Annotated in this window: 13 protein-coding genes; 4 read left to right on the top strand and 9 right to left on the bottom strand. The window is 62.2% G+C overall.

All coding sequences use genetic code 11. From position 1 onward, the window contains the following. The first annotated feature begins 4 nt into the window (after positions 1-4). The gene (locus AC1RBA_RS21595; protein ID WP_492419795.1) at positions 5-1,270 is read left to right on the top strand and encodes a DUF3426 domain-containing protein; all 1,266 of its coding nucleotides are present in this window, start codon (positions 5-7) and stop codon (positions 1,268-1,270) included. 11 nt (positions 1,271-1,281) lie between these two features. Then, positions 1,282-2,220, top strand: coding sequence for a carbohydrate kinase family protein (locus AC1RBA_RS21590; protein WP_492419794.1), 939 nt, complete (start codon positions 1,282-1,284; stop codon positions 2,218-2,220). A gap of 70 nt (positions 2,221-2,290) precedes the next feature. Here AC1RBA_RS21590 and AC1RBA_RS21585 read toward each other — a convergent pair whose 3' ends face one another. Further along, positions 2,291-2,824 carry a YggT family protein gene (locus AC1RBA_RS21585; RefSeq protein WP_227742044.1) on the bottom strand — a complete coding sequence of 178 codons (534 nt, stop codon included), beginning with the start codon at positions 2,822-2,824 and terminating at the stop codon, positions 2,291-2,293. A gap of 318 nt (positions 2,825-3,142) precedes the next feature. On the opposite strand from AC1RBA_RS21585, the gene AC1RBA_RS21580 reads away from it, so the two are divergent. Further along, positions 3,143-4,213, top strand: a complete 1,071-nt coding sequence (locus AC1RBA_RS21580) for a hypothetical protein (RefSeq protein WP_492419793.1) — start codon at positions 3,143-3,145, stop codon at positions 4,211-4,213. A 719-nt stretch (positions 4,214-4,932) separates the two neighbouring features. Here AC1RBA_RS21580 and AC1RBA_RS21575 read toward each other — a convergent pair. From AC1RBA_RS21575 to AC1RBA_RS21550, 6 genes are all read right to left on the bottom strand, one after another. Further along, positions 4,933-6,084, bottom strand: a complete 1,152-nt coding sequence (locus tag AC1RBA_RS21575) for a ribonucleotide-diphosphate reductase subunit beta (RefSeq protein WP_034780261.1) — start codon at positions 6,082-6,084, stop codon at positions 4,933-4,935. 118 nt (positions 6,085-6,202) lie between these two features. Beyond that, positions 6,203-9,154 carry a ribonucleoside-diphosphate reductase subunit alpha gene (locus AC1RBA_RS21570; RefSeq protein WP_070218583.1) on the bottom strand — a complete coding sequence of 984 codons (2,952 nt, stop codon included), beginning with the start codon at positions 9,152-9,154 and terminating at the stop codon, positions 6,203-6,205. Between the two features lie 391 nt (positions 9,155-9,545). Next, complete coding sequence (gene ampD, locus AC1RBA_RS21565; RefSeq protein ID WP_492419792.1) at positions 9,546-10,157, bottom strand: 1,6-anhydro-N-acetylmuramyl-L-alanine amidase AmpD; 612 nt, start codon at positions 10,155-10,157, stop codon at positions 9,546-9,548. Next, the gene (locus AC1RBA_RS21560) at positions 10,135-11,214 is read right to left on the bottom strand and encodes a sigma 54-interacting transcriptional regulator (protein WP_070288602.1); all 1,080 of its coding nucleotides are present in this window, start codon (positions 11,212-11,214) and stop codon (positions 10,135-10,137) included. Before AC1RBA_RS21560 ends, ampD begins: the two co-directional genes overlap by 23 nt. A 119-nt stretch (positions 11,215-11,333) precedes the next feature. After that, positions 11,334-11,588, bottom strand: a complete 255-nt coding sequence (locus AC1RBA_RS21555) for a PP0621 family protein (protein ID WP_070218586.1) — start codon at positions 11,586-11,588, stop codon at positions 11,334-11,336. Beyond that, positions 11,585-12,388, bottom strand: a complete 804-nt coding sequence (locus tag AC1RBA_RS21550; RefSeq protein WP_070288603.1) for a cytochrome C assembly family protein — start codon at positions 12,386-12,388, stop codon at positions 11,585-11,587. Before AC1RBA_RS21550 ends, AC1RBA_RS21555 begins: the two co-directional genes overlap by 4 nt. 332 nt (positions 12,389-12,720) lie before the next feature. Between AC1RBA_RS21550 and AC1RBA_RS21545 the strand changes: the two genes are divergently transcribed. After that, complete coding sequence (locus AC1RBA_RS21545; protein ID WP_492419791.1) at positions 12,721-13,260, top strand: hypothetical protein; 540 nt, start codon at positions 12,721-12,723, stop codon at positions 13,258-13,260. A 69-nt stretch (positions 13,261-13,329) separates the two neighbouring features. Here the strand turns inward: AC1RBA_RS21545 and AC1RBA_RS21540 are convergent, their stop codons facing one another. Together AC1RBA_RS21540 and AC1RBA_RS21535 are read right to left on the bottom strand one after the other, a co-directional pair. After that, complete coding sequence (locus AC1RBA_RS21540; RefSeq protein ID WP_492419790.1) at positions 13,330-14,319, bottom strand: ABC transporter substrate-binding protein; 990 nt, start codon at positions 14,317-14,319, stop codon at positions 13,330-13,332. Between the two features lie 189 nt (positions 14,320-14,508). Continuing rightward, positions 14,509-16,503, bottom strand: coding sequence for a MacB family efflux pump subunit (locus AC1RBA_RS21535; protein WP_492419903.1), 1,995 nt, complete (start codon positions 16,501-16,503; stop codon positions 14,509-14,511). Position 16,504 lies beyond the last annotated feature (1 nt).

Raw genomic sequence — 16,504 nt, 5'->3', positions numbered from 1 at the left:
AGCAATGGCCCTCGCCACCAAATGCCCCCATTGCAACACGATATTTCGGGTCGCTGCTGACCAGTTGAAGTTACGTGGGGGCATCGTGCGCTGTGGCACGTGCAGGGAAGTGTTTGACGGCAATGCCGCGCTGGTCGATCCAGCCGCGGCATCGCCGTTTTTAACATCCGCTCCCGGTACTGCCGCCCCGCCGTCAAGCAGTTATCTGGCCGACAACAGCCTGCCGTCCGCCACGGACGACGAACCCATCTATTCCCTCGACTTCGACACCTCGTTCGATCCGTTTGGCATCCTGCCGGAAACGGCGAAGCTCAAGGATGACGCGGACGATGGCGAGCACATCGAGCTGGACCTCGACGTCAGCCTGCCTGAAGAGGCAGCAGCCGACACACCGCCCGAACTCCCCGAAGAAACACCGGCAAAAACACCGGCCGAGCTGCCCGAAGCACCGTTGCCCCAGCCAATGGCGCCCTTCAAGCGCCGCCAGGTCGATGACGCTGACGCGCCCGCCTTTGCCACGTATTTGCGCGACAGCCGCCGCGAACCGAATCTGGAAACTGGCGCCGCAGCGGCGCCGCCCGCGACCGAAAAAGTCAGCCTGGACAAGCCCATGCCGCCTGCGCCTGCCGCAGCCAGCCCCGCGCGCCGCGAACCCACGCTGGCCGACCATGCCTTCACGCCGCGGCCCGCCGCCGTTGCGCCGGCGCCAGCCGATGAGCAGGAAGAACCGGTCCTGCCGCCAGCCGACGACGAACCGGCTTTCGTCACCCAGGGCCGGCGCCGCGAACAGAGCAGCAAGGCCCTGCGCGTGGCCATGGCCGCCGGCTCGGTGGTACTGCTGCTTTTATTATTCCTGCAGGTAATGACCACCTTCCGCAATCCGCTGGCGGCGCAATTTCCGCAGTGGAAGCCGACCCTGGTCACGCTGTGCAAGCTCAGCGGCTGCCAGGTCGACTTGCCGGCGCAGATCGAGGCGCTGGCCATCGAGCAGGGCGAGCTGCAGACCCTGAAGGAACAGACGTTTTCCTACGTCTCGCTGCTGCGCAACCAGAGCCGCAGCGTGCAAGCCTGGCCCAGCATCGAACTGATCCTCAACGACGCGAACGACAAGCCCCTCTTGCGCCGCGTGATCGCGCCGCGCGACTATCTGCCGGCCACTATCGACGTGAACGCGGGGTTTGCGCCGCGCTCGGAACAAACCATCAAACTGTATTTTGCATTAGACCAGCTCACGGCGTCTGGCTACCATATCGCCATCTTTTACCCTTAACAGGCACTATCATGACCAAAACATCGCTGATCTGCGGCTCGCTTGCCACCGACACCATCATGCAATTCCCTGGCCGCTTCGGCGAATCCCTGCTGGCCGACCAGCTGCACAAGGTGAACGTCTCCTTCCTCGTGCCCACCATGCGCACGGAGTTCGGCGGCTGCTCGGGCAACATCGCCTACAGCCTGAAAATGCTGGGCGGCGACCCGCGCATCGTCGGCGTGATGGGGCAAGACAGTGCCGCCTACCTGGAGCGCCTGCAAAAGCTGGGCATTTCCACCGCCAACATCCTGATCAAGGCCGACAGCTACAACGCGCAGTGCTTCGTCACGGCCGATGCGGACAATAATCAGATCAACGCCTTCCACCCGGGCGCCATGTCGTTCGCGCATGAAAACCCGATCGCCAATGCAGGCCCGGCCAAGGTCGCCATCATTTCGCCGGACGGCGACCAGGGCATGCTCAAGCACGCCGCCGACCTGGCCGAGTTGGGCATTCCCTTCATGTTCGATCCGGGCCAGCAGTTGCCACGCTTCAATGGCGAACAGTTGATCGACTTCATCAACAAGGCCACGTATGTGTCGGCCAACGATTATGAGATGGAAATGTTGATGGAACGCACGGGCTTGACCCTGCCGGACATCGCCAGCCGCCTGGAAGCGCTGATCGTCACGCGTGGCGAAAAAGGTTCGGAGATCTATACGGACGGCAAGCGCATCGACATTCCTGTCGTGACCGCCAAGGAAGTGCTGGACCCGACCGGTTGCGGCGACGCCTACCGTGCCGGCTTGCTGTTCGGCATCACCAACGACCTGAGCTGGGAAACCAGCGGCCGTCTGGCCAGCTTGCTGGGCGCCATCAAGATCGCCACCCAGGGCGCGCAAAACCATGTGTTTACGCCGGAGAGCATCGCCGAGCAGTTCGAAGCGGCGTTCGGTTACCGCTATTAATATGTAGGTCGGGTTCGTGGGGGATGTCGGGTTACGCTACGCTAACCCGACCTACGCCCTCACATCACCATCATCGCAGCACAATAATCATCCCCACCAGCACTTGCGCAATCTGCAACAGGATCAGCGCCACCAGCAGCGACAAATCCAGACTGCCCACCAGCGGCACCACCTTGCGGATCGGACGCAGCAGCGGCTCGTTCAGGGCCCGTACGAACGGCGCCAGCGGCGCATGCGGGTTGACCCAGCTGAAGATGGCTTCGATGATCAGCAAGGCCATGAAACCGTAGAGTATCCATTGCAGGAAGCGTTGCAGCGACTTGAGCAGCACCACTTCGACGGGAGCGCCGGAAATAAACAGCACCGAGCTGGCCAGCAGCACGATCAGGAAGGCGCCGATCAGGCTGGCCCAGTCATACCCGCCCACGCCCGGTACCACGCGGCGCAGGGGGCGCACCAGCCAGTCGGACAATTGAAACGTGAATTGCGCCACCGACGAGGGCGGCCGCACGCGCACCGCCTGCATCCAGAAGCGCAGCAGCAACACGCCGCCCAGCAAGGTGGCGATGGTATCAACGATCAATGTAAGGATAACGATCAGCACGACTAATTCTCCAAAAAAAAACCGCTGTGTGATTGAGTCACACAGCGGCGTGTTGCCTCATCCAGGCACCCGTATCGTTGGAATTACGATGGGCGGGTGCTGGTTGGGAATGGCCAGGCTGCAGCCGGTGCCAACACGGTTTTTGCTACAGGTGCGATAGGTGCCGATGGCTTGGCGACAGGAGCTGCCTTCTTCGGTGCGGCCTTTTTAGGCGCGGCCTTCTTGGCGGCTGGCTTGGCGGCCACGGCGGCTGGTGCCGCTGGAGCTGCTGCCGGCGCTGCTGCTGGTGCGGCTGCCACGACTGGTGCTGCGGCTGGCTTGGCGGCAGGTTTCGCTGCTGCTTTTGCTGCCGGCTTGGCCGCTGGCTTGGCTGCAACTTTTGCTGCCGGCTTCGCTGCTACCTTGGCCGCTGGCTTGGCTGCAGGTTTTGCTGCTACCTTGGCGGCAGGTTTCGCTGCTGCTTTGGCGGCTGGCTTCGCTGCGACCTTGGCCGCTGGCTTGGCTGCCGCTTTTGCTGCCGGCTTCGCTGCCACCTTGGCTGCTGGCTTGGCTGCGGCCTTCGTTGCTGCCTTGGCTGCTGGCTTCGCCGCTACCTTGGCCGCTGGCTTGGCTGCTGCCTTAGTTGCTGGCTTGGCTGCCGGCTTCGCTGCGACCTTGGCCGCTGGCTTGGCTGCCGCTTTTGCCGCTGGCTTCGCTGCTGCTTTTGCTGCTGGCTTGGTCGCTGCCTTGGCTGCTGGCTTGGCTGCTGCCTTGGCGACGACTTTTTTCGCTGCTGGCTTGGCGGCCGCTTTGGCGGCCGGCTTCGCTGCTGCCTTGGCTGCAGGTTTCGCTGCGGCTTTTTTCACTGCTGGCTTGGCGACAGCTTTTGCTGCTGGCTTCGCTGCGGCTTTGGCGGCCGGCTTGGCTGCAGGTTTTGCTGCGGCTTTTTTCGCTGCTGGCTTGACTGCTGCCTTGGCGGCCGGCTTGGATGCTGCCTTGGCTACAGGTTTCGCTGCGGCTTTTTTCACTGCTGGCTTGGCTGCTGCTTTGGCGGCTGGTTTTGCCGCAGCTTTTGCTGCTGGCTTGGCCGCTGGTTTGGCTGCGGCTTTTTTCGCTACAGGCTTGGCTGCTGCCTTGGCTGCAGGTTTTGCTGCGGCTTTTGCTGCCGGCTTGGCCGCTGGTTTGGCTGCGGCTTTCGCTACTGGCTTGGCAGCCACTTTTGCTGCAGGCTTGGCTGCGGCTTTGGCGGCCGGTTTTGCTGCTGGTTTCGCTGCGGCTTTGGCAGCTGGTTTAGCGGCAACCGTCTTCGCTGCAGCTGCCGGCTTCTTCGCGGCAGGAGCAGCCTTGGCGGCTGGTTTCTTTACTTCTGATTTCTTAGCGGCTGTTGCCATTTGTCTCTCCTTCATCTGAGATGAGAAATTTAAGCTACAAGATTTAAACCCGTCCGACCCACCACAGGGATAGGCCAGGCGAATTATTCATCGGCACAAACGGTCGTTTGCGCTAATGAATTCGGCACCAGCTGAACTGCTGCAACTCCTCACGTTTGCAGCACTTCAGCCATCGTCGGTGCCACCCTGCTTTATCTCGCAGCTGGTGGCAAAGTCTGAATTCGGTCATTCGTTTTCGATGCCGTGCGTTTTTTCGCTCCTCGCATCGCGCTCGCCACAACACCGATGCGTCAAATAAAAAACCGCCATGCCTGAAAAAATTCGGGCACGGCGGCAGACGAAAACGGTGTGGTTTTGTGCATATCCGTGTAAATCTGTATCCCTGTTTTGCGAGGTTTTTTCGCTACCGCGCTGGTTAAAAAACCCCGCATTCTAACGCTCGCATTTGCAATCTCATAAAGTACACGAAAACCTTGTCAATGCGCAACCGGCACGACACGTTTTCGCCCGCTTTTTTGCACGATACGCGTGCTATCGCACAATCGCGCGGCAAATGCCGCCGCCAGCGTCTCCGGAAATGCTTTTTCGGGTGTGCGATGCGGCCATGCGCGGCATCCGGAAATCCTGGCGCAGGCCTCGTCGCATGCACCGATGGTGCACGCATTTTTGCGCCGCCACGCACGCAAAAAAAAAGCGCCGTCACGATGACGGCGCTTGTTGGCGTAGCCTGAAAAAGGATTACTCCCAGTTCAGCGCACCACCCGTTTGATACTCGGTCACGCGGGTCTCGAAGAAGTTGCGTTCCTTCTTCATGTCGATCATTTCGCTCATCCACGGGAATGGGTTTTCTTCCTGGGCGAACAGCGGCTCGATGCCGATCTGCTGCGCGCGGCGGTTGGCGATGAAGCGCAAATAGCCCTTGAACATCGGCGCGTTCAGACCCAGCACGCCGCGCGGCATGGTGTCTTCCGCGTACGCGTATTCCAGTTCCACGGCCTTCATGAACAGGTCCTTGATCTCTTCGCGGAAGGCGGCCGTCCACAGCTGCGGGTTTTCCATCTTGATCGTGTTGATCAAGTCGATGCCGAAGTTGCAGTGCATCGATTCGTCGCGCAGGATGTACTGGTACTGCTCGGCCGCGCCCATCATCTTGTTTTGGCGGCCCAGCGCCAGGATCTGCGTGAAGCCGACGTAGAAGAACAGGCCTTCCATCAGGCAGGCAAACACGATCAGGGATTTCAGCAGCTTCTGGTCGTTTTCCACCGTGCCGGTAACGAAGGCCGGGTCGGTCAGGGTGTTGATGAACGGGATCAGGAATTCATCCTTGTCGCGGATCGACTTGACTTCGTTGTAGGCATTAAAAATCTCGCCTTCGTCCAGGCCCAGCGATTCGACGATGTACTGGTAGGCGTGCGTGTGGATCGCTTCCTCGAACGCCTGGCGCAGCAGGTACTGGCGGCACTCGGGCGCCGTGATGTGGCGGTAGGTGCCCAGCACGATGTTGTTGGCGGCCAGCGAGTCGGCGGTAACAAAGAAACCCAGGTTGCGCTTGACCAGGCGGCGCTCGTCGTCCGTCAGGCCGTTCGGGTTTTTCCACAGCTCGATATCGCGCTGCATGTTCACTTCCTGCGGCATCCAGTGGTTGGCGCAGCCGGCCAGGTATTTGTCCCACGCCCACTTGTACTTGAACGGCACCAGCTGGTTGACGTCCGTCTTGCCGTTGATGATGCGCTTGTCGTCGGCATTCACGCGGCGCGCCACTTGCTCGGCGTTCGCTTCGGACGGCTCGGCGCCGGCCGGCAGGTTCAATTCGGTATTTCCCAACGGCGCTTGCTGCGCCGGACGCGGCACAGCTGCCGACGTGGTTTCATCATCCCAAGACAACGACATATTCTTCTTCCTTTCCATGCCGGCGAGCCGGCGATCCGCAACAGGCCCGTTGAATCGGACAATACGGACATTGACAACATTGAATCAGCCCGACCGTGCCGGGCTGACAACTAAAATCTTACTGGCAGGCTTCGCACTCTTCGAAACCGTCATCACCGGGACGCAGGTAGCAGGCTTCGCCATCGGCATCGTCCGCTGCCGCTGCCACTACCGGCGCCACGGCCACTGCTGCTGCCGCCACGACGGCTGCCTGGGCGCTCTGTGCGCTGGCCGACATGCCGCCATCGACTGCCACGGCGTTCAGCGCGCCCGTCTTGGAAGTCGATTTCTCCATGTGGGTGGCGGCGATGGTGCGCAGGTAGTAGGTGGTTTTCAGGCCACGCAGCCATGCCAGCTTGTAGGTCTCGTCGAGTTTCTTGCCCGAAGCGCCAGCCATGTAGATGTTCAGCGACTGGGCCTGGTCGATCCACTTCTGGCGACGCGAAGCCGCTTCCACCAGCCAGCTTGGCGACACTTCAAAGGCGGTGGCGTAGATGTCGCGCAGGTCTTGCGGGATGCGGTCGATCTTCACCAGCGAGCCGTCGAAGTATTTCAGGTCCGAGATCATGACTTCATCCCACAGGTCGCGCGCCTTCAGGTCGCGCACCAGGTAGCCGTTGATCTCGGTGAATTCGCCCGACAGGTTCGATTTCACGTACAGGTTCTGGAACGTCGGCTCGATACAGGCCGAGACGCCGATGATGTTCGAAATCGTCGCCGTCGGGGCGATCGCCACGCAGTTCGAGTTGCGCATGCCGAACTTGGCGATGCGCTCGCGCACCGGCGTCCAGTCCATGGCCGACGAGGAATCGACTTCCAGGTAACCGCCGCGCTCTTCGGCCAGCAGTTTCACCGAGTCTTGCGGCAGGATGCCGCGGTCCCACAGCGAACCTGCGTACGATTCATAGCGGCCGCGCTCTTCGGCCAGTTCCGTCGACGCCAGGTAGGCGTAGTAGCAGACGGCTTCCATCGAGGTGTCGGCGAAGCTGACAGCCGCGTCCGAGGCGAACGGCACGCGCATCATGTGCAGGCAGTCCTGGAAGCCCATGATGCCCATGCCGACCGGACGATGGCGCATGTTCGAGTTGCGCGCCTTGTCGACGGCGTAGTAATTGATGTCGATGACGTTGTCGAGCATGCGCATGGCGGTGCGGATGGTCTTGGCCAGCTTGACGTGATCGAGCTTGCCTTCCTTCATGTGCGCCGGCATGTTGACGGAACCGAGGTTGCAGACGGCGATTTCGTCAGGGCCCGTGTTCAGCGTGATTTCCGTGCACAGGTTCGAGCTGTGGACGACGCCGACGTGCGACTGCGGGCTGCGGATGTTGCACGGATCCTTGAACGTGATCCATGGGTGGCCCGTTTCAAACAGCATCGACAGCATCTTGCGCCACAGGTCCAGCGCCGCGATCTTCTTGAAGACGCGGATTTCGCCGGCGGCGGCCTTGGCTTCGTAGCCCAGGTAAGCCTGCTCAAAAGCCTTGCCGACCTTGTCGTGCAGGTCTGGCGTGTCCGACGGCGAGAACAGGGTCCAATCGCCTTTTTCCATGACGCGCTTCATGAACATGTCGGGAATCCAGTTCGCCGTGTTCATGTCGTGCGTGCGGCGGCGGTCGTCGCCCGTGTTCTTGCGCAGGTCGAGGAATTCCTCGATGTCCATGTGCCAGGTTTCCAGGTAGGCGCAGACGGCGCCCTTGCGCTTGCCGCCCTGGTTGACTGCCACGGCCGTGTCGTTGACCACTTTCAGGAACGGCACCACGCCTTGCGACTTGCCGTTGGTGCCCTTGATGTGGGCGCCCAGGGCGCGCACCGGCGTCCAGTCGTTACCCAGGCCGCCGGCAAACTTGGCCAGCAGCGCGTTGTCCTTGATGGCGTCGTAGATGCCTTCCAGGTCATCGGAGACGGTGCTCAGGTAGCACGACGACAGCTGCGAGCGCAGGGTGCCCGAGTTGAACAGGGTCGGGGTCGAGCTCATGAAGTCGAACGAGGACAGCAGGCTGTAGAACTCGATGGCGCGCGCTTCGCGGTCCGCCTCGTTCAACGCCAGGCCCATGGCCACGCGCATGTAGAACGCCTGCGGCATTTCGATGCGCACGTCCTGGATGTGCAGGAAGTAGCGGTCGTACAGGGTTTGCAGGCCGATGTAGCCGAATTGCAAGTCGCGGTCGGCGACGATGGCTTTGGCCAGGCGCTCCAGGTCGAAACTGGCGAGTACCGGGTTCAGCAGCTCGGCGGCGATGCCCTTGGCGATATATTGCGGGAAATACGTCAGATATTCGGCGGCGGCGGCCGCTTGCGGCACTTCCTTGCCGAACACTTCCTTGCGCACCGTGTGCAGCAGGATGCGGGCCGTGACCTGGCTGTAGGCCGGGTCTTTTTCCATCAGCGCGCGCGCTGCCAGGATGGCCGACTTGTGCAGCTCTTCGACGGGCACGCCGTCGTACAGGTTCTTCACCGTTTCAGCCAGGATGGCGTCGGCATCGACGTGCTTTTCCAGGCCGGCGCAGGCGGCGTTGATCAGGTCGCGCACTTCCTGCATGTCCAGCAGGCGGCGCACGCCGTTGTCGGTGACATTTAATTGCGGCGCGGAAACTTGTGCGGACGCGCCTTGCGCTTCCTTCTGCAGGCGGCGCTCTTCCATATGCTTGGCGCGGTACAGCACGTAGGCACGCGCCACGTCGTGCTCGCCCGAACGCATCAGCGACAGTTCCACCTGGTCTTGCACGTCTTCGATATGGAAGGTGCCGCCGCCCGGATGGCGACGCACCAGCGCGGCGACGACGCCGTCCGTCAGTTGCTCCACCAGTTCGCGGATGCGTGCCGAGGCGGCGCCCTGGCCGCCGTTAACGGCCAAAAACGCCTTGGTCATGGCGATGGCGATCTTCGAAGGCTCAAATGCCACCACCGCGCCGTTGCGGCGGATGATGCGATAGTCGCCCAATGCCGCGCCCGTGCTCGCCACGCTGTTGGCCGCGCCTGGCGCTGGCGATACTGGCGTTGGATGGATGGAAATATCTTGTGGTGATTGCATTGAAGCTCCCGTTGTCAGCTAAAGTCAGCCTGCAGTTTTGCTGCCGCGTGTGTTGTTGAATAGAACGCCCGATGGTCAGGGTTTCTTCAGGTATTTGTTGCTAAATAGTAAATTTATACTGCATAAAACAGGTCAGTATCCATAGCGCCACACCGTACTGCCCGGCTGGCGCGAAACACGATCAAGGGTGATAAACCGCCAGTTCCAGTGCTTTATCAGCAATCCGGATAGCTTTGACAATAATTCTGAAAACGTCTGTGATGGCACTAGATATAGTCTTTACATCCAACTTCTGTACTAATTGTAGTGCCCATCGAAGGGCGATGCAATAGTTTTCCAGCATCCGCCGGCGTAATTTTTTGTATTTTCATATACGATTTCGGTTGACTTTTCAGGGCATGGATGGAAAGCCCAATCCCCGCGAAGTAAGCGCTAACGCAGGCTGCCCGCGCAGGGTTTCCAGCCAGCACTCTTGATAAAAATACCAGTCAAAAAACGGCCCCGGATCCGTCTTCCTTCCCGGTGCGATATGCTCGTGACCGCGCACATGGGACAGCCCGTGGCGCGCCACCAGCGCCGCCGTCAGCGCCGCCAGCACATGGTATTGCCGCCGCTGGAAAGGCACATCGTCCGCGCCCTCCATTTCGATACCGATGGAATAGCCATTGCACTGCGGGCGTCCTTCGAACACGGACGCGCCCGCATGCCAGGCACGTTGATCAGTAGAAACATATTGCAACAACGCACCATCGCGCCGCACAAAAAAGTGCGCCGACACCTGCAAGCCACGCAGGTCGGCGAAGGAAGGATCGGCATTATAATCTACCCGGCCCGTAAACAAGTCCGACACATGCGGCCCGCCAAAGCGGCCACCCGGCAAGCTGATGTTATGAATCACCAGCAAGTCGACTTGCGCACCGTCCGGACGCGCATCACAGTACGGCGAGTCATAGCGCAGCGCGCCGTCGCACCAGCCATCTTCATCTATCGTCCATCCGCTCATCAAGTAAGGCTTCCTGTATCGTCAATTTCTGCATGCGGTAACGCAGCTGGCGCACACTCAGGCCCAGCTGGCGCGCCGCCCGCGCGCGGTGATAACGCGCCTGGACCAGCGCCTGCATGATCATGTCGCGCTCGGCCTGACGCAAATACACGTCCAGCGGCAGGACCGGGCCCACGCCATATGCCGCCATGCCGGGCAGGCACAGTTGCCGTTCCGGCAAGTCCGGCAATGCCGGCGCCGCCCGCAACGGCATGCTGCCCGGCGCGGATGGCAAGGCCAGCCCGTCGAGCGCGATCACGCCGCCGTCGGCAAAGGCCAGCGCCCGCTCCAGCACGTTTTCCAGTTCGCGCACATTGCCGGGAAACGCATACGCGGCCAGGGCCGCCAGCACGGGCGGCGCCAGGCTCACGGCCCGGCGTGGCGACAGGCGCGCCAGGATCACCTCACATAATACCTGCAGATCGCCGCGCCGTTCGCGCAACGGCGGCAGCGCCAGTTCGATCACATTGAGGCGGTAAAACAGATCCTGGCGAAAGGTGCCGGCGGCCACGCCGCGCGCCAGGCCATGCTGGCTGGCGCACAGGATGCGCACGTCGACGGCTTCGTCGGCACTGCCGCCCAGCTTGCGCACGCGGCGCTCCTGCAGCACGCGCAACAGTTTCACCTGCATGGCCAGCGGCAGGTCGTCGACTTCGTCGAGCAGCAGGCTGCCGCCATGGGCCGCCTGGAACAAGCCCTGGCGCTCGTGCAGCGCGCCCGTGTAGGCGCCCGGGCGGCAGCCAAAGAATTCCGCTTCCATCAGCGCTTCGGGTATGGCGCCGCAGTTGACGGCGATAAACGGGAAGCCGGCGCGCGCGCCCTGCGCATGGATGGCGCGCGCCGCCAGTTCCTTGCCCGTGCCCGATTCGCCGCGGATGGCCACCGGCGCGCCGCAGCGGGCGATGCGGCTTATCTGCGCGCGCAGCGCCTGCATGGGCAAGGAATTACCGCTCAGTTGCGGCGCCGGCGGCATGCCGGTGGTGGTCACGGTCTGCTGGCTGGTGCGGGGACTGGACATGGGAGCGCGCCTTTCTGCAATGGCGGTGGCGAACCGCCTGCTGCAGATGCTACGCCGGACGAATGCCGGAGGTCGTTACGATACGGATGAGCAACGCGCGCGAAGCTGCGCGCTTGCCCTTACACGGTGGCGTGCGCGTGGCTGCAGTAATCGTGACCCTTGGCCTGCACGTTTTCCGAGGCCGGATAGTAGACGCCGCAATGGGCGCAGCACAGCATCAGCTCGGCATCGGGCAATTCCTGCGGCCGGCCCGGCGGCGCAAACGGATTCGGCGGCTGCTGCGCGCGGGCGCGCTGCTGCATGCCCCGGATCTTGCTGCGGATAGCAAACAGCACCAGGAACACCAGCGCCAGCCAGAATAAAACACGTGTCATGCGAATCCTCGGTGTAAAACCACTTCCAGTACAAAACGGCTGCCGACATAGGCCAGCAACAAGGTGGCGAAACCGGCCAGGGTAAAGCTCAGCGCCGTCTTGCCGCGCCAGCCGCGAAAGCGGCGCCCCGCCAGCAGGGCGGCAAACAATAACCACGACAGCATGGTAAACACGGATTTGTGATCCCAGTTGAGCGCCTTGCCAAATAATTGCTCGGAGAACACGATGCCCGACAGCACGGTCAAGCTGAGCAAAATAAAACCGAGGCCAATCATGCGGAACAGCAGCTTTTCCATCGTCAGCAGGGCGGGCAGCTGGTCCAGCGCCGTGCCGATGAAGCCGCGGCTTTCGCTGCGCGTATGCAGCCGCGATTCCTGCAGCGCCATCAGCACGGCGTGAAAGGCGGCGATCGTCAAGGTGCTGTAGGCGAGCACGGCCACGGCGATATGCCAGCCGAAGACGGCCGACTTGCCTTCCATGCTGACCTGGCTGCCGGGAAAGGCCCAGGCCAGGCCGATGGCGATGACGGCGCTGGGCATGACCATGCGGCGCAGGCCGTCCAGGCTGAAATTGCGGTTCTCTATCCAGTAGGCGCCCACCGAGACCCACAGCGCGGCCGACAGCATGGCGGAAAAGCCGAAGCGCAAGGTGCCCGGCGCCATCAGGTCGAACCACAGGGTGGCGGCGTGCGCCAGCCAGGCGACGCCGGTCAGGCCGGCAATGAGCCGGGCACGGGACGAGGGAAGCACCGCGCACGCCGCGTACAACAGGGCGGCGATGAAAAAGAAATAGATCTGCATAGTTTAAGTTTACACCATAGCCGGCAAGCGCGATTCAAGCGACAGTATGGGCTGCAGGCAATTCGCCGCCAGCCGATACCGCAAGCCTGCCATGATATCGTGCCTCGGGCGCGACGGGGTGGCGCACCCTCAAGATTTCGGCAATCTTTCCTGCGGCGCACTGCCACCGCGTCACGGCCACGTTGCCATCTGGATGAGCCAGCCCTATAATTATGTCCATAGAGCAACAATCTTTCACTTTTCGCCACTCGCCCCCCACCGCCATGTTTTCTTTCAAAAAAATTTCCTGGACCTGTCTGCTGCTGGCCGCCTGCACTATATTAAGCGGCTGCATGAAAGATGCGCCGTCCCAGTCCACCTACGAAGAGTATTTCCGTACCTCGATCCAGGGCTATGACCTGTACAGGGATTACTTCGACATCGCGAAGCTGGAAAAGCTCAATGGCTGGAAAGAGAACGAGCAATATGAAATCAAGGGCTCGGCCGTGCTGCGCGCCAAGGTGAGCTACCTGGAATTGCTGGCCGACGTGGCCGACAAGCTCGAAGCGCAGGCCAAGACGGACGGCTCCGTGGGCATGACCATGGGTTTGGGCCTGATGGCGCGCGGCATGGGCGGCGAAAACAAGGTGTTCCGCGAATTCTGGACGCAGCAGCAGGAAAAGAAGGCGATTCCCGCACCGCTGCTGGCGCGCCAGGCGGCGATGACGGCCGAGCGTTTCGAGAACCTGCTGCAATGGTCGGACCAGCTCGTGCAAGACAATTACGGCGCCATCATCAGCCGCCAGCTCAAGAAGGGCGATGAACTGACGCGCATCTACACCTTGAGCTTCCGGCAGACGGAAAAAGGCTGGATGGGTTTTAACGCCCGCTAAGGCCACGCCTCCACAAAAAAAACCTCCGCGCCATCGCTGGCACGGAGGTTTTTTACATGGTTGCCTGATTTACTTCACGTTCAGGCTCTTTTTCGCCTGCTCCAGCAAGTCCGTCTTGACCCAGTCCTTGGCCACGGGCGGTTTCGTCATGCGGCCCACGCCCGTTTTCACCATCACGTCCGTGGTGACCTGGATATGCTCGGGCGAGATGTCGTACGAATACGGCGAATTGCTGATCGCGTCGTCGAAGTCATCCTTCGTGATCTGACCGCGGAACACGACTTCACGCACATACTTTTCCGCCGTCGCCTTGTTGTCGATAAAGGTTTTCGTCGCTTCGACGAAGCAGCGCATGAATTTTTCCGCCACGGGACGGCGTTCCTTGTAGAACTTTTCCGTCATCACCATGGTCCGCACGGGCTCGCCGATCGGCGTGTCGTACGGTTTGATGACTTCGGTGCCAAAGCCCTTGTTGATCGCCTGCGACGATTGCGGCTCCGACTGCATCATGGCGTCGATATTCTTGCCCATCAGCGCCTGGTTCAAGTCGGCGTAGGCGAGAAACACCAGCTGCACATCCTTGCCCTTGGTTTCCGAGTACGTCAGGCCCGCCTGCGACAGCTCGGCCAGCAGCAGCACTTCCTGGATGCCGCCGCGCGTCACGCCCACGCGCTTGCCCTTGAGTTCCTTGACGCTGGCGATCTTTTGCCCGGCGCCCGCCACCAGGCGCGCGCCGCCCTTGGCAAAACCGGCCACCACATAGATCGGCGCGCCGCCGGCGCGGCCGGAAATGGCCGCTTCGGACGCCGTCGCGCCCACGTCCAGCTCGCCCGCGATAATCGCCTGCATCACGTCGAGGCCCTTGGCGAAGACATGCTCTTCGACCTTGATGCCGCACTTGGGCGCGATTTCCTTGATGTACGACACGGCGCCGTAATGGGCGAATTTCAAATTCCCCAGGCGCACGACTTCCTGCTCCTGTGCCTGCACGGCGCCCATGCCGAACGCCAGCATGAGGGCGGCGGCAATACCGGTCTTCAAGGTTGATTTTTTCTGCATCGGGTTCTCCTGTGGTGGTTGGTATGTGCCCGCAAGGGCATAAAACACGAAACACTGCTCTTATTATGGGGAGATAGTACCGTGTGTTGAGTCAGGAGCAATCTTTTTTATGGAAAGCCTGCCTTGGCGCTGTTGCAGCAGCGCAAAGACAGGCGAATCCGGGAGCAGCAAGCCCGGCTTCATGAAGCGTTACTGTCCCGCCAGCGCCACCACCGGATCGAGTCCCGACGCCTTGCGCGCCGGCATGAAGCCGAACACCAGCCCCGTCACTACGGCGCAGGCAAAGGCCCCGGCGATGGCGCTCAGGGAAAAGATCACCGGCACGTCCCAGACCAGCAGCAGGCCTGCCACCGTCACGCCGACCACGATGCCGGCCACGCCGCCCACCACCGACACCAGCACGGCTTCGGTGAGGAACTGGCGCAGGATGTCGCGCCGGCGCGCGCCCGTCGCCATGCGGATGCCGATTTCGCGCGTGCGCTCGCGCACCGTCATCAGCATCACGTTCATGACGCCGATGCCGCCCACCACCAGCGAGACGGCGGCGATCAGGCTGAGCATCATGGTCATGTTGTCCTGCGTCTTGGCTTCGGCGGCGATCGACGCGGCCGCATTGCTGATGCCGTAGTCGCGGATGCGGTGGCGCTCGAACATGGTGGCGTCGACCGCCGCCTCCACCTCCGTCACGCGCTTGACGTCGTCCACGGCCATCACCGTGTACGTCGGCTCGCGCTGGCCGAAGACCCGGATGCCGGCCGTGGAAAACGGCAGCAGCAGCACGTCGTCTTCATCCTTCTCGCCCGTCAGCGCGCCCTTCGCGCTCATCACGCCGATCACCTGGAACGGCACGTTGCCGATCAGGATGCTCTGCCCCACGGGGTTGGCCACGTCGGGCATCAGCTTTTCGGCCAGGTGCGCGCCCAGCACGGCCACGGTGGCCATCTCGCGCTCGTCTTCCTCGGTAAAGAAGCCGCCCTTGGCCACGGGCCAGGTCTGGATCTGCGGCAGGGCCGGCCCCGTGCCGCGCACATAGGTCTGCACGTCAAGGTTACCGTGGCGTATCACCTTGTTGCCCGTGACATTCGGCAGCACGTGGGAAATGCCCGGCACGTCCTTGAGCGCATCGAGGTCGGCCAGGGTGATGCTGCGCCCGGGGATGCGCGAACTTTCGCCGCGCGACGCCATGTACAGCAGGTTCGAGCCGAACGCGCCCAATTGCGCCATCACCTGCTGGCGCGTGCCCAGGCCGATGGCCAGCATGACGATCACGGAAGCGACGCCGATGACGATGCCGAGCAAGGTCAAGCCCGTGCGGAAACGGTTGATCCACAGCACGCGCCAGGCGGCGCGCGCCGCGTCGAGCAATTCCGTGCCCAGCGACGCGCCCGTGTCATGGGCGGCGCGCGACATGTCCAGCGGCGGCAGGGCCGTCGATGTGGCGGGAATGGCGATGGCGCCCGAGTCTGCGATGATTTCGCCGTCGCTGATCTCGATCACGCGGCGCGCCTGGGCCGCCACCTTGCGGTCATGCGTGATGAGGATGATGGTATGGCCCGCGTCGGCCAGTTCGCCCAAGAGGGCCATGACTTCGGCGCCGCTGCTGCTATCTAACGCCCCCGTCGGTTCATCGGCGAGGATGATGCGCCCGCCATTCATCAGGGCACGCGCAATCGACACGCGCTGCTGCTGCCCGCCCGACAATTGGTTCGGCCGGTGATCCAAACGTTCACCGAGACCCAGGCGCTTGAGCAGCGCTTCCGAGCGGGCGTGGCGGGCCGCGGCCGGCATGCCCGCGTACAGGGCCGGCACTTCCACGTTTTCGCGCGCCGATTCGGTGGCGATCAGGTGATAACCCTGGAAAACGAAGCCGAACGCTTCGCGCCGCAGCCACGCCAGTTCATCGGGATTCAGGCTGGCCACGTCCTGGCCGGCGAAACGGTAAGTGCCGTCGCTGGGCCTGTCCAGGCACCCCAGCAAGTGCATCAGGGTCGATTTGCCGGAACCGGACGCACCGACGATGGCGACGAATTCGCCGGCGCCGATAGCCAGGGTCAAGCCGCGCAGCACTTCCACGGCCGGCGCGCCATCGTGGCCGCCGTAGCGCTTGCGGATGCCTTGCAATTCAATCAACGGCGCCGCTTGGTCCGGCTGTCCCGCTTGTCCCAGCGACGCGGCCTCGCTCATC

The organism is Janthinobacterium sp. GW823-FHT03B06 (genome assembly GCF_058796955.1).
The sequence above is the reverse complement of the archived record's forward strand: the minus strand, read 5'-3'. Positions and strand labels throughout refer to the sequence as shown.